The sequence below is a fragment of the Vreelandella boliviensis LC1 genome, assembly GCF_000236035.1.
GTDB lineage: Bacteria > Pseudomonadota > Gammaproteobacteria > Pseudomonadales > Halomonadaceae > Vreelandella > Vreelandella boliviensis.
Genome location: NZ_JH393257.1, coordinates 387,499 through 407,253, shown reverse-complemented (window position 1 = coordinate 407,253; position 19,755 = coordinate 387,499). Strand labels below are relative to the sequence as shown.

Sequence of the window (19,755 nt, the reverse complement as noted above, 5' to 3'; positions counted from 1 at the left end):
GTACCTTTTGGTTTCCCCGTTCGACTTACTGGTTAAAGAGGCACTTTTTTGTTGCTAACCAGAGGGGAACCCATGCACAACACTAAGTTTACAAAATCCCGGCTCGCCAATGCGGTTAGCGGTGCAATGCTGTGTACCGCGCTATCACTGCCCGGCGTGCTGCTGCCACTGACCGCCCACGCCCAGCAGCCATCGCAGCAACCAGCCCAGCAAAGTGCGCAGCATTTTGAAGTGCCTGCCGGTGACTTGGGCAACGCCCTCAGTCGTTTCGCCGCCGATTCCGGCGTGGTTATCTACTTTGATGCCAGCCTGACCCAGGGTAAGCAAACCCGCGGGCTATCTGGTGACTACAATGTCGAAGGTGGATTGCGGGCACTGCTCAGCGGGAGTGGTTTGTCTCTGGTTAAGGAAGCCGATGGTAGTTATCGGTTAGTGGAGCGGCCTGATGATGTGGATCTCGCACTGTTACGGGTGGAAGCCGACTGGATGCAGGAGACAGCCTACGGGCCAGTGCAGGGTATCGCTGCCACCCGGAGCGCAACAGGCACCAAAACCGATACACCGATTATTGAAACGCCGCAGTCCATCTCGATTGTAAGTAGTGAGGAGTTTCAAAACTATGGGGCTCGGAATTTCACTGAAGCCCTGAGCTATACTCCTGGTATATCAAGGCAGGAAGGCGCCGACCGTAGCACTGAATCACTAAGAGTCCGCGGGTTCACCGTTGATAGATCCTACCGTGACGGCAGTAAGTACCAAGCGAATCTTTATGATGGCCAGCAAGAGCTTTATGGTCTGGAACGATTGGAAGTATTAAAGGGCCCGTCCTCTATTCTTTATGGAGTGGCTTCTCCTGGTGGTATGCTCAATGCTGTGAGTAAACGCCCGACCATCGAGCCCCTGCGCGAGGTAAATATCGAGGCGGGCAGTTTCGATCGTCGCCAGATCTCTGCTGATTTCTCTGATGCTCTAGATGAGGATGGCGTGTGGTCATACCGCTTAACCATGCTGCACCGGGATAGCAATACTTTTATCGACCATGTGCCGGATGATCGCACCTATATTGCCCCAGCCCTTAAGTGGCAGCCAAACGAAGATACCTCGCTCACTCTGCTGAGCGAGTATCAGCGCGATCAAACGGCCTATGTTTATGGGCTACCCACCAGCGGCACTATTCTTCCTAACCCGAATGGTCAAATTCCCCGGGAGCGATTTACTGGGGAGCCCGGCTATGATGAGTACGATAACGAGCGCTATTCGATCGGCTACTTGTTTGAGCACGATCTCTCTAACAGCCTCCACCTCCGTCATAGTCTGCGTACTTTCCGATCCGATCGAGATTTTCCTCAGATGGGTCTCGGTCAAAGTATCGATCAGCGGATTTATGCAAGGAGCGCTCAAGATCGACGCGATGCGTCATCAGGCTTGACCTCAGATACCTCCTTGCAATATGACTGGGAGGCTGGCAATACCACCAACACCAGTTTGATCGGAATAGACTACATACGACAACGGCACGAAACCGAGCGCTACAACCGCACAGCGCCACCGCTTGATCTCTTTGATCCTGTTTACGGTAGCGGTGAGCTAGGTGATCGAGTGCCTTTTGCATGGTCATCCAAGCAACGCAGCGAGCAGGTTGGCTTGTATGCTCAAAATCAGATGAAAATCGCCGACAAGTGGGTTCTCATGTTGGGAGGACGTCAAGACTGGACTGAGAGCGAGTACTCTCCCTATTTCGGCCCCACCGAGTGGACCCGCAGTACGAACAATGCCTTCACCGGCCGTGTAGGGGGCGTCTATCTTGCCGATAACGGTTTAGCGCCCTTTATCAGCTACAGCCAGTCGTTTGAACCCACCAGCGGCACAGACCGTAATGGCAATCGGTTCGAGCCCACGCGAGGCGAACAATATGAATTGGGCGTTCGCTTTCAGCCGGATGGCTGGGATACCATGCTTACCGCCACCGCTTACGAGCTGACACAGGAAAACGTTAGCGTCACCGACCCGGTGAACACTAGCTTCCAGACACAGATAGGCGAAGTGCGTTCACGCGGTGTTGAGTTGGAAGCGAAGACAGCGATCGGCCCCAATACCAACTTGGTCGCGGCCTATGCTTACACTGATGCGCGTACAACGAAAAGCAGCCCTGTTACGCCAGATCAGGTGGGCAAGAGAACAGCTAATACGCCCTATAATCAGTTCTCTTTATGGGGCGACTATCGTTTTGGCGATTTCGGTCTGCCAGGGCTGAAGGTAGGAGTTGGCGTTCGTTACGTTGGCCCAACCCGAGCGACCTGGTTAGAGGGAGAAGTGCCGTCGTTCACACTTGTCGATACGCGCGTGAGTTATGAAACTGGATCCTGGGTGTATGCATTGAATGCCACCAATCTCACTGACAAAACCTATATCGAGTCCTGCACTTATGGCTGCTACTATGGCGAGCCGAGAAGCATTGTAGGCTCAGTAAGTTATCAGTGGTAATGTCATTACCAAGAGAGACAAAGGCAGGCGGCCTCACCGCCTGCCTTCGTATTATAAAAGCCAAAATAGAAAGAAAGTATATTGATGATCTATATGGGTAATTTACTACCATCAGGCCGTATAATTTTCTTCCTGGTTATGCTTTCACCACTATTCGTTTCATTCGCTAATGCTGAAGAGTCCAAAAAGCTAGTCGTTTTTGACTATGCTATTGCTGATACACTTTCGGCTTTGCATCAGCCGCCTTTAGCAATGGCGGGCTTGGCACAATATAGGCGCTTCTACCGGGAGCCCTTATTGCCTTACACTCGAGAACTCGGGCAAAGGTTTCAGCCCAACTTTGAATACCTAGCGTCATTGGAGCCCGATGCAATTCTAATCTCGCCTCCGGCCCACTTGAATCTAGAGGGTAAGCTTTCCCACATTGCTGATGTAATAAAAATCCCCTTATTTGGTGAAAACTTAAATATTTGGCAGAACCTTGAACAGTTGACTAAAGAAGTGGGGGAACTTAGCGGTCAGCAACAGCAGGCCGAAGAATTAATTGACTCTGTAGAAGCCAGAATGTCAGAAATTGCGGCACAGATTGAAAGGTCTGATAAGTCTCTATTTGTCGCAGAAATTTTAGACGACCGTCATCTGCGACTCTATGGGGCTGGGAGCCTGGAAGATATGGTTCTCACTCGGCTTGGCTTGGAGAATGCTTGGCAAGGGCCTACTAACGAATGGGGTTTCAGTATATTAACCATCTCAGAGGCATTTCAATTAGAGGGAAGGTTTATCCTGCTCCGCCCGGCTTACTCTAAATATCTCACTGATTCAGCATTGCCAACGTCGGGGCTATGGCAACATTGGCTGAATGATACGCCGGTCAGTATAGAAGCAAATTATTGGCCATGGGGAGGGTTCTTCTCAGCCCTCCGGTTCGCCGAGCTTCTGGTCGAGGCACTGGAAGCGCCCGCTGAGCCCTAATATCACCGGTTCCTGAAGTAACTCGATACCACTAATACGTTTGTAATGATACGTATTATCACTTATTGTTTGCGTCTGGTTTTGCCCTCTCTTTTTGAGGGGCATTTTTCACAGGCAATCAATGGCAACGGGCGATGGTATCGATAAAGCAGCAGGCTAGGCGCGAGGCTCCTTTCGACGCGCTCTATCACAATCATCACAGTTGGCTGCGGCGCTGGTTGAGCGCCAAGCTGGGCTGTTCCCATACCGCTGCGGATCTTGCTCACGATACCTACCTACGCATACTGGCGAGGGGCACCACGCCAGCGCCGGATCAGTCGCGGCGTTTTCTGACCCAGATCGCCAAAGGCCTGATGGTCGATCATTACCGCCGTCGGCGGATCGAAACCGCCTATCTGGAAACTCTCAGCCAGCTCCCGGAGACGTTATCGCCTTCTCCAGAGGAGCAAGCGATCACTATCGAGGCATTGGTCGAGATCGATGTACTTCTGCATGGGCTGTCTGAAAAGCCACGCCGAGCCTTTTTAATGTGCCGCCTAGATGGGCAGAGCTATCAACAAATTGCCGACACCTTGGGCGTTTCGGTCTCCTCGGTCGAAAAGTACATCGCCAAGGCGCTGCTGGTATGCCATCACGCCATGCATGAACCTTAATCGTAAGTGAATGCCATGAGCCGCCCGTCCACCGATGTATCCAAAGAGCTTCCTTCTCGAGAAACCATAGATCCCGCCGTTTTGGAGCAAGCCAGCCTGTGGATGGCACGGCTATGGAGCGACGACGCCACCGACGACCAGCGCGATGCTTGCTTGCAATGGCGCCAAGCCGCTCCGGAACACGAGCGTGCTTGGCAGCAGTTGCAGGCAATCGATGGTCGTCTGGGAACACTGCCGAGCCATGCGGCCCGCAGTGAGTTATTCGAGGTTTCCTCGCCGCTCTCCAGGCGTCATTTGGTCCAATGGGGCGGCGTTGCACTGCTCGCGGGCGGCCTGGGGTTTGGTCTGCCGCGTACGCCTCAATGGCAGCGTCAGTTCGCCGACTACGCGACCGGCATTGGCGAGATGCGCGATGTGACGTTGAGCGACGGCACCCAACTGCACCTGGATACTGATACCGCCATCAATATCAGCTTCGACGCTGATCAACGGCGCATTCACCTTGTGCGTGGTGGCGTGCTGATTACCACGGCCAAAACCACAGATGCCCGTGTATTCAGCGTGTTGACGCGTGAGGGACTTTCCTATCCGCTGGGCACCCGCTTCAGCGTGCAACAACAGGCAGGCAGCACCCACGTGGCGGTTTACGAGGGGCGGGTGGCTCTGGAGCGGCGGGGAAGCGACGAACGGACAACGCTGGATGCTGGCCAGCAGGCCGAGATGAGTGCAAGTCGGGTGATGCCACCGGAGCCGCTCGACCCTACCGAAATCGCCCGCTTTCAGGGGCGGTTAGTGGCTGAGAGCATGCGGGTTATCGAGGTGGTCGAGGTGTTGGCTCGCTATCGCCATGGGGTGGTGCGCTGCGCGCCTGAGGTGGCCAACCGGCGGGTAAGCGGCGTGTTCTCGCTGCAAGACACCGACCGCGCCCTGGCCAGCCTGGCCGATGCCTTGTCGCTGGAAGTGGTTTACCGCACGCCGCTATGGGTGACCGTGAAGTCTCGCCGTGATGATAAAAGTTAAAAGAAAAATTGTCTGCAAAATATTGAGGGATTCTCGTTCTCGTTCGGAAGAGGTGATGTAGACATAAAAAATGCATCACTCAACGGGGATCTTCATGACGACGCAGCAAGCGCACTCTCACTTTTTTATCCGTACGCCTCTGGCGCGAGCCATTCCGCAAGTTATTAAATACAGCCTGCTGGCAAGCGCCCTGGCAGGCGGATTGCCCGCCACGGCGCTTGCCCAACAAGCCACAGGGCAGGGCGTCGCCGCCCAGCAAACCTATTCAATCGAAGCAGGGCGCCTCGACACCGCCCTTAATCGCTTTGCGGTGAGTGCAGGTATTGAGATTGCCTTCGATGCTACCTTGACCGCTGGTAAACAAACCAGCGGAATTCAGGGTCAATATGGAGTAAATGACGGCTTGCAGCGCCTGTTGGCTGGCACCGGCTTGCGCGCAGTGCGCCGTGGCGATGGTAGTTATCAGTTGGAAGAGCGGCCCACGGATGTAGAGCTGTCGACGGTGCGTGTGGAAGCGGATTGGATGCGTGAGACGGCCACAGGGCCAGTAGATGGCTACGTGGCAACGCGCAGCGCGACAGGCACTAAAACCGATACACCTCTTAACGAAGTACCGCAATCAATATCTGTTATTACTCGAGATGAAGTCGAAGCACGGGGCGCGCAATCAATCGGAGATACGCTGAGCTATACAGCGGGCGTTATTGGCCACTCTAATGGACTAGATCCTCGACGTGACTTTATCTCCATACGTGGTTTTGGCGGAACAGAGTACTTTTTTCACGATGGTTTAAGGCTAACAGGGTTTAATAACCAGGGTCGAACCGTCTCAGAGCCCTATGGGCTAGAACGTATTGAAGTCTTGAAGGGGCCATCCTCAGTTCTTTATGGACAAGGCGGCCCTGGCGGGATTGTCAATCTAGTCAGTAAAAAACCCACCGACGCCCCTCAAGGTGAAGTACGAGTATCTGCAGGTAGTAACGACTACCATCAGGTCAATACTGATGTAAGCGGTCCATTAGATGAACAGGGAAATTTAAAATATCGTTTTGTTGGTTTGCTAAGAGATGCGAATGCAGAGATCGACTATACAAAAAATGATCGCACTTATCTCGCACCTAGTCTCTCTTGGACACCAAATGATAAAACATCTCTCACTCTACTAGCTGAATATAAAGAAATTGATACGATTGGTTCTTATATCGTACTTCCTAGGCTTGGCACACTAGACAGCAACCCTAATGGTCAAATTCCACGTTCACGTTATGTCGGTGAGCCTGATACTGACAACTTCGAACAAAATTATTTTTCGGTAGCTAGCTTATTTGAGCATGAGCTTAACGACATAGTAACAATTCGACAAAACACACGTTATAGAGAAGCAGAAACAGATATTACAAACATTTATGCTGGTCAAATAATGGATGACCTACGCACGATTCCCCGGTTTGGGCTAGCACGCGATGAAAAAATTGACGCTATTACAACTGATAGCCAAATACAATTTGATGTCGGGTCTCAAGGATTTGATCAGAAAATATTAGTAGGTGTGGACTGGCAAAGAGCCAATAACGACCTTACTTACTACTCAGTCCAGGGCCTTAATTCTTTGGATATATTTAATCCTGTTTATGGAACGGACGCTCCAGAAAAGTCAGCCTCAGCTAGCGCTTCACAAGAGCTAGAGCAAACAGGTGTATATCTGCAAGATCAAATAAAAATTAATGATCGTTGGGCTGTGACGCTTGCTGGTCGTCATGATTGGAGCAGTCAAACTAATCGTGATCGAGTCGAAAATACTGAAAATAAAGCAAACGACAACGAGTTTACATATCGAGCAGGGCTTGCTTACATCGCAGAAAATGGTCTAACACCCTACATTAGTTACTCTACATCATTCTTGCCAATTGTAGGCCAAGGTGCTGATGGTGTGACTTTCGAGCCAGAAACAGCCCAGCAATATGAGACTGGTATAAAATATCTCTCTAACGATGGCAATTTTTCTATTACAGGTTCAATTTTTGACCTTACTCGCCAGAATGTTACAACGGCTGACTTAGATAATCCTGGCTTTAATCAGCAGACAGGCGAATGGCGCTCCAGAGGTCTTGAGCTTGAGGCAAGAGCGAGTCTACCCGTTGGCGTTGACCTCGTAGCCAGCTATACCTATCTCGATCAAGAAGTCACTGAAAGCAACGAAGATGATCTAGGAAAAAGACCAACAGGAACGCCTGAAAATATGGCAAACTTATGGGCTAATTATCAGTTCAACGACGGCATTTTAAACGGCTTAGGGCTTGGTGCTGGAGTGCGCTATATAGGCTCTAGTTACTATGATAGCGCTAATGAAAACTCACTTCCCTCTACGACACTTTTTGACGCATCATTGAACTATGACTTTTCACGAGTCGATGCTAGCTTTGATGGCTGGCATGTGCAGATTAACGCAAACAACGTCACCGACAAAGAGTATATAAGTGACTGTGGGTATTTCGGAGACTCATGTAAGTACGGTGTTGGAAGGAATGTTATAGGAACGATATCTTACGCTTGGTAAAGCGAAGCCCCGGAAATTTAATTTCGGGGCTTTTTAGTTAATATTTCGAGTTTTAAGAATATTATGGTAGAAAAAATCATATTTATATTTGTTTTTTATTTTTTTTCAGAATTCGCATTAAGTTATGAAAAGCCATCAGTTGTTGCCTCTGACTGGGCTGTCGCTGAAACTCTTGATATGCTGGGCGTGACGCCTATAGCAATTGCTCAGCTCAGAAACTATCAAGCCTGGACTGGAAACGAGGTTATAATAGGAGATGCCATTGAAGTTGGTTTAAAACCTATGCCAAACCTAGAGCTAATTGCAGACTATAATCCAACACTTATTGTGGGAGGTAATCCGATTTTAATGCAGCATATATCATCGCTAGCACCCACGATGAATATTTCTCTTTACCCTCTTGAGAATGATCCATGGCAATCAACTATCGATTTTACGTTTGAGATTGCGGAACAACTCAATTTACACACAGAAGCCTTAAATGCGACGACTCAGGCAAACAGAAAAATAGCTATAATGAGGGGTAAGGTAGATGAAAATGAAACTCCAATTATTATTGCTCAATTCAGAGATGACCGCCATGCCTGGGTTTATGGGAAGAACAGTTTATTACAAGGCGTTATTGATCAACTGGGGTTAACTAACGCTTGGGATCAGCCCACGAGTGACATCGGGCTTTCAGTCGTAACTATTGATGTGTTAGCTAGATCAGAAGGACATTTAGTTATCATTGAGAGTCCTGCTTATCAAGAGAGGATTGGCGAACGCTTGGAGAGCAGTGCTATCTGGCAAATACTAATTAGTCAACGAGAAGAAAAAATTAGCTACCTACCAGCTAATTATTGGCCAATAGGGGCTCTTCCCTCCGCCCTCCGCTTCGCCGAGTCACTTGTTGAGGCACTGGAAACACCGGCTGAGCCTCAACCCACTGCTTCATCGCAACGCTGATACGAAATGCGCTTTTACGACATTGATAAATGGTTTCAGAATAAGAAAAACTAATACCCCATTAGTAGGAGGATTTTTAGTTATCCACACTGCCCGTTACCTTAGTGCCACGTTTGATCAACACGACGCTTATTCTGGCACTGGGAGCTGGGCAATGTGGGAGAGTTATATCACCGGTCTGGTGGTGTGTGGCGGTATTATCATGGCGATTGGGGCGCAGAACGCCTACATATTAGGCTTGGCGATTCGCCGGGAGTACCACTGGTGGTCGGCGGGGCTTTGCATGAGCGCGGATATTATCCTGCTTACGGCGGGTATGTTTGGGGTGAGTGCTTTTCTGCTGACGATGCCCAGCGCGTTGGAAGTCATGCGTTGGGTGGGCGTGGTGTTTTTAAGCTGGCTGGCGGCCCAGGCGTTGTTTAGGGCCTTCAGCGGTCGGCAGGGGCTAAGTGCGGAAGCGGGCAAAGCGCGCAGTTTAAGCAAAGTGATTTTCGCCACCCTTGCGGTCACCATACTCAACCCACAGGTGTACCTGGACACGCTGCTGCTGATACCCGCCGTTGGCGCTCAGCAGGAGAGCGCCGGTGTGTTCGTGGCGGGGGCCTCTACTGCTTCCATACTGTGGTTTAGCCTGCTGGCCTGGGGCGGTGCTGCGCTATCACCTTGGCTCTCGAAGCCCATCGCGTGGCGCATTATCGACGGCTTGATTGGTTTGATGATGGCCGGCATCGCTGTGCATCTCGCGCTCAGTGCCAGCTAGTCGTCAGTGGCGACTAAAGTAGGCTTCCATCACCGCGATAACCTTGTCGATATCCGCATCATTAATATCGCGATGGGTAACAAAACGCGTGGCGTAGAGTAGCTCGATCAAAATGCCGTGCTCTTTGAGCCATGAAGAGAGGGGCTGAATATGTTCGTCGGGGAAGTGGGCAAATACCATGTTGGTTGCTTGAGAGGTGATCTCGACACCGGGCAACTTAGCCAAGCCTTCTGCCAGTCGCGCTGCACGACGGTGATCGTCGGCTAAGTCCGCCACGTGATGGTCCAACGCATACTGGCAGGCGGCGGCGATAATACCGGATTGGCGCATGCCGCCACCCACCACTTTACGCCAGCGTCGTGCACGGTCGATCAATGCTTGAGAGCCCACCAGGGCCGAGCCAATAGGCGAGCCCATGCCTTTTGAAAAGCATAGCGACACGCTGTCAAACGGCAGGCACAGTTGCTTGAGTGAGGTGTCGGTAGCAACAGCGGCATTGAATAGCCGCGCGCCGTCCAAGTGCGTTGCCAATCCCCGTTCCCGGGCCAGTTCGGTGGCTTTCAATACGTAGTCTGCGGGCAGGACTTTGCCGCCAATGGTGTTCTCCAGTGCCAACAACTTGGTGCGCGCAAAGTGAAAATCAACGGCTTTAATCGCAGCGCTGATTTTCTCCAGCGGCAAGCTGCCATCGGCGGCGTTTTCAATAGGTTGTGGCTGAATGCTGCCTAACACCGCCGCGCCACCGCCTTCATAACGATAGGTATGGGCCGACTGCCCAACGATGTACTCATCGCCACGCTCGCAGTGGGCCATTAGCGCCACTAAGTTACTTTGCGTGCCGCTAGGAAACAGCAGCGCCGCTTGTTTACCTGCCTGCTCGGCTAAATTGTTTTGAAACGCGTTGACCGTTGGATCATCGCCCCACACATCATCGCCAACCGGGGCGGCCATCATGGCGTCTTTCATTGCAGAGGTCGGACGGGTCACCGTATCACTGCGTAAATCAATCATGCACATCTCCTTTATTGTGTGGGGCAGTCACTCAGAAGCGTTTTCTCAAGCAAGTTCTGGGGAACCATCTATGGTTAACAGCATACTGCAAGTCTCTCAAACAAAGGCAAACAGATGGATCTGAAAAGTGGTTATCCCTTTTGGGCGGTCAAAAATGGTCTGTTGAAAACTTTTCCTCAACTGACTCGTGATCACCAATGCGAGGTTGTTGTGATCGGTGGCGGCATCACGGGTGCGTTGATTGCTGATGAACTAAGCAAGCATGACCATCATGTGGTAGTGCTTGAACGGAGGGATGTGGGCTGGGGAAGCTCAGCCGCTAGCACGGCTTTGTTGCAATACGAAATTGATACCCATATGACCGACTTGGCTAAGCGCTACGGGGAGGCTGATGCAGTACTCGCCTACCGTGCTTGCGCAGATGCCATCGGCGAGCTTGAAACCTTAGCAGCCAGCATGGGTGATGTGGATTTTGAGCGTCAGCAAAGCCTTTACTACGCCAGTAGCGAAGAGGATGTCGCGCCGCTTAAGGAGGAGTTAGCACTGCGCCAAAAACACGGGTTTGAAGCCGAATGGCTTGAGCACGAGGCTATTTTGGCGGAGTACGGTTTTGAGGCACCTGGCGCTATTCTTACTCAGCTAGCCGCCACTATTGACCCTTATCGCATGGCTTATCAGCTGTTTTCCAGAGTTGTCGAACGTGGGGGAGAAGTATATGACCGCACGCAAATGAAGGCGATGACGCCGGACGATCAGGGCGTCACGCTCACGCTAGCCAATGGTGCCAAGCTACGTTGCCAGTATGTGGTGATGGCCGCAGGGTATGAGTCGCAAACTTGGCTGCCCGAACCGGTGGCATTCAATCGCAGTAGTTATGCGCTTATCACTGACCCGTTACCGCCAGAATCCCTAGGTAAGCTTCGCAGCACCATGGTGTGGGAGTCAGCGCGGCCTTACCTTTATATGCGTACTACCCGCGATAGACGCCTTCTCGTGGGTGGCGACGATGACGATGAAGATATTCCCAAGCGCCGCGACGCTCGGGTAGAGGAGAAAGCCGAAGGGCTGGCACGCAAGGTAGAGGCGCTGTGGCCTAAACTCGATATCAACCCTACCTTCTCCTGGGGCGGCACCTTTGCTGAAACCAGCGATGGATTGCCTTTTTTCGGCCCTTATGAAGCTCAGAGCCCACGCGTACATTTTGCTATGGCCTATGGCGGCAACGGGATCAGCTATAGCATGATAGGCGCCAAACTGCTGCGAGCGCTTATTGAGGGGAGAGAGCACCCCTTGGCTGAGCTGTTTTCATTTAGACGCCTGGCCAAAATGTCCTAACCTAAATGTAAGAATTGGGTAGCGGACAAGCTTAAAACGCGTATATCTTAACGGATATTCATAAGGATAGCGGGTAATGGGCCACCAACTTTATTTGCGTGCATTGGAGCGCAACGACTTGCGCTTTGTTCATGAACTAAACAATAACCAGAGCATTATGTCGTACTGGTTTGAAGAGCCTTACGAGTCATTTGATGAGCTGGAGGAACTGTATAACAAACATATCCATGACAACGCCGAACGGCGCTTTGTCGCCGAAGATAGCCATGGTAATGCGATTGGTCTGGTAGAACTGATTGAGATCGACTACATCCATCGCAGTGCCGAGTTTCAAATCATTATTACCCCAGATCACCAAGGTAAAGGATTTGCCCGCTCCTTAATCCGCCAAGCGCTGCACTATTCGTTCACAATCCTAAACCTGCATAAGGTATACCTCATTGTGGCGGTAGAGAATGTCAAAGCGATTCATCTTTACGAGGAGAGTCGTTTTATTGAAGAGGGCCATTTGGTGCAGGAGTTCTTTATCAATGGTAAATACCGCGATGTAAAGCGGATGTATATCTTGCAAGACACCTATCTTGGCCAGTTAGACACCACCGAAGCCCCCGAAACCAACTGGCTGTAAAACTAACTAAAAAAACGCCTCGGTGAGACGAGGCGTTGGATAGGACAGAAACAGCAAGCCGGTTCTATGCTTAACTCAGGTAAGCCTTGATAGCGTCAAGTGCCGCACGCTGCTGGCGTGCACGCTGCGCCCATACTTCCATAACATCTACTTCCAACGCTTGTGTTGGGGTGACTAAGTGTTGCATGGCATCTACTCCTCTTTCAGGGGGTCAGGGTATTCGTTGAGACCTGTTTAAAATACTAATGTTGTAAAAGCTTATATTTTACACAGCCTGTGTTGTGCAAAGCAGCAATTTAGCTGTTGTGAGATATTAAGAGCTTTCGACGGCCAGGGCTAGTACTAACGATGTAGGTGATTTGCCATTTTTTGTAAGCTATGGCTTACATATGCCTGTAGAACAATATTAGGTCTTTGAATGGAAAAGGTTTTCATAAGCATAAAAAGCCGGAAAATATTCCGGCTTCGGTGATTTGTTTTTGGTCTTGAGGGTAGAAAAGCACCTGATTTAGCCTAGGTAGGCTTTCAGCGCTTCAGCTGCGGCACGATGCCACTGAGCATTCAAGCTCCAGAACTCTAGAACTTCATTATCGTGTGCAGGGGGGGGAATTAAACAAGTCATTATGCGGTCCTCCTATTGGGACTACATTATCATTGTAGTCTATTTTTGTTGCAGTGCAGCATAATTGTGGTGAGGCGTCGCGGTTTGGGGGCGATTGGAGCGCACTCTTGGCATTAACCAGCTAGGCTACAGGGTGACTAATCACTTTTTACGCGCTTGCGAAAGGAATCGCTAATGAGCACGAATGTTGCTGAAATTATGGTAGAAACTCTCCAGAACGCTGGCGCAAAGCGCTGTTATGAAGTGGTGGGAGATACGCTGAACCACTTCACGGATGCCCTGCGACAAAGTGACCCAGAGTGGATAGGCGTTCGACATGAGGAAGTCGGTGGGTTTGCGGCTGGAGGAGAAGCTTACCTCACCCAGGGGTTAGCGTTGGTGCCCGCCGTACATCAGCTTAATAAGGGCGGCAATATCACCATTTTTACTGCTGACACAGGCAGTGTGAACGTATGGATGTTGCGACACATTCGCTCTCTGGGGCAGCGGCGTACCTTAGCAAGTTTGCACCATGGCGAACGCCTATCCCCAGGCAATGGGAATTCAACTGGCTTATCCTAAACGCCAGGTCATTGCTATGTGCGGCGACGGTGGCCTTACCATGTTAATGGGCGACTTACTCACTCTGGTGTAGCGGCGCATTCCGCTTAAAATCATGGTGTATAAAAATAGCCCATTGAGTTTTGTAGAGTTGGAACAGAAAGTAGAAGGGTTACTGGATACTTACACGAAGTTGGAAAATCCTGATCTTGGCTGTGTGGCACAAGCCATGGGGTTATGGGGAAAGCGCGTGGAGCGCGAAGATCGGCTTGAAGATGCTATTGACGACTGGCTGGCCTTCCCCGGCCCCTGCTTGGGTTGACGCTGCGACGGGGTTTGATTAGATCGCGGTTTAGTAATGTCTCTACGAGGAGTCCTATGCGTCTGCGTATTTTGTCTGACCTGCACCTGGAGTTTTTCGACGGTAACCGCGAGCTGCCTGAGAGGGATGCCGATGTATTAGTTCTAGCGGGAGATATACACCGAAAGTGCGAAGGCCTTGCCTGGGCGCGTCACCGCTTTCCGAGCACGCCGATTATCTATGTGCCAGGCAACCATGAATTCTACGGTACCTGCATGCCGCTGCTACGTGATGAGCTGGCGCTCGAAGCCGAGCGGCTCGACATTGAGCTTTTGGATAATCGTGCCGTGACCCTCAATGGCGTGCGCTTCTACGGCACTACGCTATGGACTGACTTTGCGCTGTACGCCGGTGACCCGACCCAAAACCCCGCCGATACTGAGTCTAAGGCGCTGCGCTACATGCCCGACTTTAAAATCGTTCAAACCTCGCCTGGCGTTACGTTTACACCACAGGCGAGCCAGCAAGTGCACGCTGAAGCACTCGCTTGGCTTGAAAACGAGCTTTCCCAGCCGTTTGATGGCCCTAAGGTGGTGGTTAGTCATCATGCTCCGCTGCACGACTGTATTCCTGGCCAATACCTGGGCGACGCGTTATCCCCCGCGTTTGCCTCCCATTTGCCCCATTTAATGGGCAAGATGAATATATGGGTGCACGGGCATGTTCACGAGCCCGTGGATATTCTGCGCAACGGCACCCGTATCATCGCCAACCCCGGCGGTTACCCCTATGAATTCAATCTTCCGCTGTTTAAGCCAGATTGGGTGGTTGAGGTGTAACAATAGCTTTTTTTTCAAAAACATGGCGTCCTCTTTACGTCATTTAAACGTTATTAATAGCAATTTTGGGCCTGCTACTTTGGTTTAAATTCTTCTGGTTCTGCTTGCACCATTCCGATCTGCTACATATCTTCATTGTTGTATGATGTATTACATAGTATTTGATTATTCGTGTCGCCGATGGTGTCTGCTACCCCAATGGTCAATACATTTATACAGAGGGAATGAGGAGCTTAAAAAGCTGCTTGATAGCGTTTAGTCGTAATACAGCACCAACTCGTTAAGCCATTTATTCATTAAACCACTGAGCTATAACAACTTAACAACGAGCGAAAGAGGTGAATGCATGATCGTTTCCAATAAATTAATGACAAGTGTCGGTTCAGCAGCGCTGATGGCGGCATTGAGCATCAGCTCTGGCGTGGCCATGGCTCAAGATGGCCCTTTGCGCGGCAATATCCGGGTCGTCATTGGCTCAACGTCGACCGGTGGTGACACGTATCAAAACTCTAGCATTGTGGTGGATCAACTAGCCGAAAAGCTGGGCCTCAATATGAAAGTGGATGCGGTTGGCGCGAGCTCTGCTTTCCGTACCCTTGATCGTGATTCTCGCGGCAATACGCTGATGATTTTCCACGATCAGTCTTATCTTGGTTACCTGTATGGCGTGGAAGGCTATGACAATATTTTTGAGAAATATACCGTTGGACCGACAATAGCCATTAATCCGGGCAATGCCTATTTAGTGCCTAAAGATTCACCCTACGAAACACTTGACGACATTATTGCTGCAGTAGGCAGTGGCGAGACCGTTCGTGTCGCTATCCAGCCGGGCGGCGTCTCCGAGATTGGTTTTAGTGCTTTGAAGAATGCCATCGCCATCGAGCATCCTGGGCAGGAAGATAACCTAGTCGCTGTTAACACCGGCTCACAGTCCGACAAAAACCAGCAGCTCTTCGACGGCCAGGCTGATGTGATTAATGGTTCCGTGCAGGCCAACGAACAGTACACTCGCTTGCCTGAAGATGATCAAAAAGCGATGCGTTTTGTTTGGTTGACAGCGCGCCAAGACACCATTGAACAGGCACCAGAAGAGGGGCTCGGTCAAACCACCCGCGAACAGCTACTAGAGTATGTGGAACCCAATGTGAACGTCACCATGGGGAATGACGAGAACTTCACCTTCGATAAAGAGTTTTTCTTCCTCTACAACAAAGACATGGATCCGGCGATTGTGGAGCAAATCGATGAGGCGCTAGCGGAGATCTATGAGGAAGGTGAGATACAAGAAATTCAGAAGAGTGCCTTCTTTATCCCCGACTTTAAACCCTCCGATGAAGCTTCGACGTATCTCGCCGATAAAATGGTTCGCTACGAAGAAATTATTAACAACATCAAGTAAATGGTAGGGCACCTGCTGCATTTGCGGCGGGTGTCTCGCCTCTTTGTGAGCCGCTATAGAACAATGATAAGCAGAATACCCTGCTGCTTATGCCCGGAGCCGTTATGGAATCAGGTCTTTTAAGTCTGCTTAGTATTTCAATCGATTTCGAGACCTCCCATCTGTTCTTCCCGAGGATCATCCACTGGATCATGGCGGGACTATTAGCCTTGATTTTGGTGACGAAGGTCGCTCCCTTCATGGTGGCTGTGAAGCGGGGGGAACGTACGATACCCATCGTAGGTGAGGCCAGGGATAACTTCCGTTTCTTCGGAACCCTCGTCTTAATCGTGGCGTATTTTTATTTTATGGCAGTGGTGGGAGATATATTCCCCTACACGGGCTATGGCTTCCTAATGGTTTCGATGGCTTTCGTGCTCCTAATGTCACTGCTCTATTTGCATGACTGGACGAAAAAGGCCATCACCATTGTGGTGGTCAATGCCATCGTTGCCCCTAGTCTGGCCTGGTTCGTTCTCGCCAAGCTGTTCACTATTACCTTACCGTGACCGAAGCGAGTGCCAGCATGGATTTTCTCTTCCTTCTCGACATAACGTTTTTTTTACTCGCCGGGCTCGGTGCCCTGATCGGTATCATCTTCGGCGCTATTCCTGGCATGACCGCTACCATGGCAGTGGCTGTTTGTCTGCCGCTGACCTATGCCCTTGGGTTGCACCACGGCTTAGCGCTGCTGCTTGGCCTTTATGTGGGAGGCATCTCGGGTGGGATGGTTCCGGCGGTGCTACTCAATATTCCTGGCACGCCGTCGTCAATCACCACCACCTTTGATGGCTACCCCATGGCTCAAAAAGGTGAGGGTGAGAAAGCGCTGAAAATATGTGTTGTCGCATCCGTTGTTGGGGGGCTTATCAGCGCCGCAGTGCTCTTCTTATTTGCGCCTCTGTTGGCAGACTTCTCAATAAAGTTCTCCTACGTGGAGAAGTTTTTGATCATTTTGTTAGCGCTGAGTGTCATTGCCTCGCTGTCCAGCAGCATGCTGATTGGCATCTTTAGCGGAGTTATCGGCATCTGGCTGAGCCTGATTGGGGACTACAGCATCTCGGATGGCGGTAACGGCAAGACCCGGCTGATGTTTGATTTCATGGAACCCTACTTATTTGAAGGGTTTTCGCTGTTGCCGGTGCTGATCGGCATCTTTGGTATTTCCACGATCCTGCTTGAGGCGGAAAAGGGAGCTAAGAGCGGGTTGGTCAACGAACGCATCAAGATCAGCAGGGGAGGAGGCTTTTCGCTTTCGGTCTTTAATGGGCGCCTGACTAATCTGGTGCGCTCGTCTTTTATCGGTACCTTTGTGGGCATGCTACCTGGGGTCGGCGGTAGCGCAGCCTCTGTGTTGGCTTATACCCAAGAGAAAAACTTAACGCGGGATTCGTCGCAAATGGGCAAAGGGGCGCCGCAGGGACTTATAGCCTCGGAGTCAGCCAACAATGCGTTGACCGGTGGTGCACTCATTCCACTGTTATCGCTGGGGATTCCTGGTGACTCAACCACGGCTGTTCTGATTGGTGCGTTTACTCTGCAGGGCATCCAGGTAGGGCCGCTATTTATTCCTGAGAATACCGAAACATGGTACGTCATGATGACTGCCTTGGTGTTTGCCAACATCGTGATGTTCTTCTTAATGTTCTATGCCATTAAATACATCGCCAAAGTGGTGATGGTGCCCAAGCATATTCTCTTTCCCATCATTGTGATGATGTGTGTGGTCGGTGCTTATGCCATCAACTACGGGATTATGTTCGATGTCTGGACGTTGCTGATTTTTGGCATTCTAGGCTATCTAGTGCAGAAAATTGGGCTAGAGGTCGCCCCACTGATCATTGGTTTTATCTTAGGCAGTCAGGCCGAGATCTACTTCGTTAAAAGCCTGGAATCGTTCGGTACCTACTCGATATTTTTCACCCGAAGCCCCATCGCAGTGGTGCTTTGGGGGTTGATTGTAGCCTCGGTCATGTTCGCGATCGTGATGGGTTTCAAGTCCCGCGCCAGGCAAAAAATGGAACTGACCCAGGTGACTGGCAGTACACCCACAGCCTCAGGAAAGGGTCATGACACAAACTAATTCCCGCGTTATTCGCGTACACCCCAACGATAATGTCGCCATTGTGGTTGAGCAGGGTGGCCTTGCCGAAGGCACCATTATCGAGGGCGGTATCACCACTACGATGGCTATTCCCCAGGGCCATAAGGTGGCTCTGGTAAAGATGGCTGAAGGCGATCAAGTCGTTCGCTATGGAGAGGTCATAGGTACGACATTGGTGGCTATTGCCAGCGGCAGTCACGTGAACGAGACGAATGTGCAGCTTCCAACGGCGCCTGCTCTGGATGAGTTACCGTTGGCTACGCGTGAGATAACTGCTGTGGAACCTCTAGAAGGGTACACCTTTGAAGGCTTTCGCAATCCGGATGGCAGTGTGGGTACCAAAAACGTGCTGGGTATCACCACCAGCGTGCAGTGTGTCGCCGGTACGGTTGATTACGTAGTGCAGCGGATCAAGCACGAACTGCTGCCGCGTTTCTCAAACGTCGACGACGTAGTGGGGCTCAATCACTCTTACGGTTGTGGAGTAGCGATCAATGCGCCTGCGGCTATTGTGCCAATTCGGACGCTTAAAAATATCGCCCTAAATCCTAACTTTGGCAACGAGATAATGATCATCGCCTTGGGCTGCGAGAAGCTGCAACCCTCCACTCTGCTTTCCGATCGGCCAGTGAGAATTTACGAAAACACCCAGGCCGCCGATCCTGAAGCCAACGTACTAAGCCTTCAAGATGACTCCTTCCAGGGCTTTGGCGAGATGGTCGAGGGTATCCTGGCCATGGCCGAACGCCACTTAGAGCGCCTCAATCGACGTCAACGCGAAACCTGTCCGGCTTCAGAGCTCGTCGTCGGTATGCAGTGTGGCGGTAGCGATGCTTTTTCGGGGGTAACGGCGAATCCTGCGGTGGGCTTTGCGACCGACTTGATCGTGCGGGCGGGTGGGAGCGTCATGTTCTCGGAGGTTACCGAGGTACGGGACGCGATCCATCTGCTGACGCCCAGAGCTATTGATGAGCAAGTGGGGAGAGCGCTGATTGAGCAAATGGCTTGGTATGACGACTACCTGTCTCAAGGACAGGCGGATCGCAGTGCCAACCCCTCCCCAGGCAACAAGAAAGGCGGGCTCAGCAACGTGGTTGAGAAGGCGCTGGGGTCAGTGATTAAGTCAGGCAACTCACCGATTGTCGATGTGATTGGCCCTGGTGAACGGCTGCGCCGCAAAGGGTTGACCTTCGCTGCCACCCCAGCCAGCGATTTTATTTGCGGCACTCTGCAGCTAGCTGCGGGTATGAACTTGCAGGTGTTTACCACGGGGCGTGGGACGCCATATGGCCTAGCCATGGTGCCAGTGCTCAAGGTCTCCTCTAACTCCACGCTGGGCAAACGCTGGCACGACATTATCGATCTAGATGCGGGGCGCATTGCCACAGGCGATGCCAGTATCGAAGAGGTGGGCTGGGAGCTCTTTCTCCTGATTCTCGATGTGGCCAGCGGGCGCCAACAGGCCGCGGCCGATCGGCTAGGTATTCATAACGATTTAGTATTGTTTAATCCTGCGCCAGTGACTTGATTCCCTGCTAAA

16 protein-coding genes and 1 pseudogene are annotated in these 19,755 nt (G+C 51.2%); 16 read left to right on the top strand and 1 reads right to left on the bottom strand.

Annotated features, from left to right (window positions below; translation table 11 throughout):
* Positions 1-72 precede the first annotated feature (72 nt).
* The 7 genes from KUC_RS01760 to KUC_RS01730 all read left to right on the top strand — a co-directional run bounded on the left by KUC_RS01760 (position 73) and on the right by KUC_RS01730 (position 9,394).
* Positions 73-2,484 carry a TonB-dependent siderophore receptor gene (locus KUC_RS01760; protein ID WP_007111352.1) on the top strand — a complete coding sequence of 804 codons (2,412 nt, stop codon included), beginning with the start codon at positions 73-75 and terminating at the stop codon, positions 2,482-2,484.
* Between the two features lie 84 nt (positions 2,485-2,568).
* The gene (locus KUC_RS01755; RefSeq protein ID WP_007111351.1) at positions 2,569-3,456 is read left to right on the top strand and encodes an ABC transporter substrate-binding protein; all 888 of its coding nucleotides are present in this window, start codon (positions 2,569-2,571) and stop codon (positions 3,454-3,456) included.
* 134 nt (positions 3,457-3,590) lie between these two features.
* Positions 3,591-4,109, top strand: a complete 519-nt coding sequence (locus KUC_RS01750; protein ID WP_007111350.1) for a sigma-70 family RNA polymerase sigma factor — start codon at positions 3,591-3,593, stop codon at positions 4,107-4,109.
* A gap of 15 nt (positions 4,110-4,124) precedes the next feature.
* Positions 4,125-5,129, top strand: a complete 1,005-nt coding sequence (locus KUC_RS01745; protein ID WP_244264718.1) for a FecR domain-containing protein — start codon at positions 4,125-4,127, stop codon at positions 5,127-5,129.
* A gap of 94 nt (positions 5,130-5,223) precedes the next feature.
* The gene (locus KUC_RS01740; RefSeq protein WP_007111348.1) at positions 5,224-7,686 is read left to right on the top strand and encodes a TonB-dependent siderophore receptor; all 2,463 of its coding nucleotides are present in this window, start codon (positions 5,224-5,226) and stop codon (positions 7,684-7,686) included.
* A gap of 63 nt (positions 7,687-7,749) precedes the next feature.
* Entirely contained in the window at positions 7,750-8,634 is an 885-nt protein-coding gene (locus tag KUC_RS01735) for an ABC transporter substrate-binding protein (RefSeq protein WP_007111347.1), read from the top strand.
* A gap of 154 nt (positions 8,635-8,788) precedes the next feature.
* Complete coding sequence (locus KUC_RS01730; RefSeq protein WP_007111346.1) at positions 8,789-9,394, top strand: LysE/ArgO family amino acid transporter; 606 nt, start codon at positions 8,789-8,791, stop codon at positions 9,392-9,394.
* Positions 9,395-9,397: 3 nt separating this feature from the next.
* On the opposite strand, the gene ltaE is transcribed toward KUC_RS01730, so the two are convergent.
* The gene (gene ltaE, locus KUC_RS01725; protein ID WP_007111345.1) at positions 9,398-10,405 is read right to left on the bottom strand and encodes a low-specificity L-threonine aldolase; all 1,008 of its coding nucleotides are present in this window, start codon (positions 10,403-10,405) and stop codon (positions 9,398-9,400) included.
* A gap of 114 nt (positions 10,406-10,519) precedes the next feature.
* Between ltaE and KUC_RS01720 the strand changes: the two genes are divergently transcribed.
* From KUC_RS01720 to garD, 9 genes and pseudogenes are all read left to right on the top strand, one after another.
* Positions 10,520-11,740 carry an NAD(P)/FAD-dependent oxidoreductase gene (locus KUC_RS01720; protein ID WP_007111344.1) on the top strand — a complete coding sequence of 407 codons (1,221 nt, stop codon included), beginning with the start codon at positions 10,520-10,522 and terminating at the stop codon, positions 11,738-11,740.
* Positions 11,741-11,816: 76 nt separating this feature from the next.
* Positions 11,817-12,368 (top strand): spermidine N1-acetyltransferase, encoded by a 552-nt coding sequence (gene speG / locus KUC_RS01715; RefSeq protein ID WP_007111343.1) that lies wholly within the window; start codon positions 11,817-11,819, stop codon positions 12,366-12,368.
* Positions 12,369-13,164: 796 nt separating this feature from the next.
* A complete protein-coding gene (locus tag KUC_RS19845; RefSeq protein WP_007111341.1) occupies positions 13,165-13,551 on the top strand; it encodes a thiamine pyrophosphate-binding protein in 387 nt (128 codons plus the stop codon).
* A pseudogene (locus tag KUC_RS19840) lies at positions 13,502-13,852 on the top strand (thiamine pyrophosphate-dependent enzyme). Before KUC_RS19845 ends, KUC_RS19840 begins: the two are co-directional and overlap by 50 nt.
* Positions 13,853-13,908: 56 nt before the next feature.
* Positions 13,909-14,670: a metallophosphoesterase gene (locus KUC_RS01705; protein WP_007111338.1), complete on the top strand. Its 762-nt coding sequence runs from the start codon at positions 13,909-13,911 to the stop codon at positions 14,668-14,670.
* A 346-nt stretch (positions 14,671-15,016) separates the two neighbouring features.
* The gene (locus KUC_RS01700; protein ID WP_007111337.1) at positions 15,017-16,072 is read left to right on the top strand and encodes a type 2 periplasmic-binding domain-containing protein; all 1,056 of its coding nucleotides are present in this window, start codon (positions 15,017-15,019) and stop codon (positions 16,070-16,072) included.
* Between the two features lie 104 nt (positions 16,073-16,176).
* Positions 16,177-16,620, top strand: a complete 444-nt coding sequence (locus KUC_RS01695) for a hypothetical protein (RefSeq protein ID WP_040479201.1) — start codon at positions 16,177-16,179, stop codon at positions 16,618-16,620.
* Positions 16,621-16,637: 17 nt separating this feature from the next.
* A complete protein-coding gene (locus KUC_RS01690; RefSeq protein ID WP_050804799.1) occupies positions 16,638-18,194 on the top strand; it encodes a tripartite tricarboxylate transporter permease in 1,557 nt (518 codons plus the stop codon).
* A complete protein-coding gene (gene garD / locus KUC_RS01685; protein ID WP_007111334.1) occupies positions 18,181-19,743 on the top strand; it encodes a galactarate dehydratase in 1,563 nt (520 codons plus the stop codon). Before KUC_RS01690 ends, garD begins: the two co-directional genes overlap by 14 nt.
* Positions 19,744-19,755 lie beyond the last annotated feature (12 nt).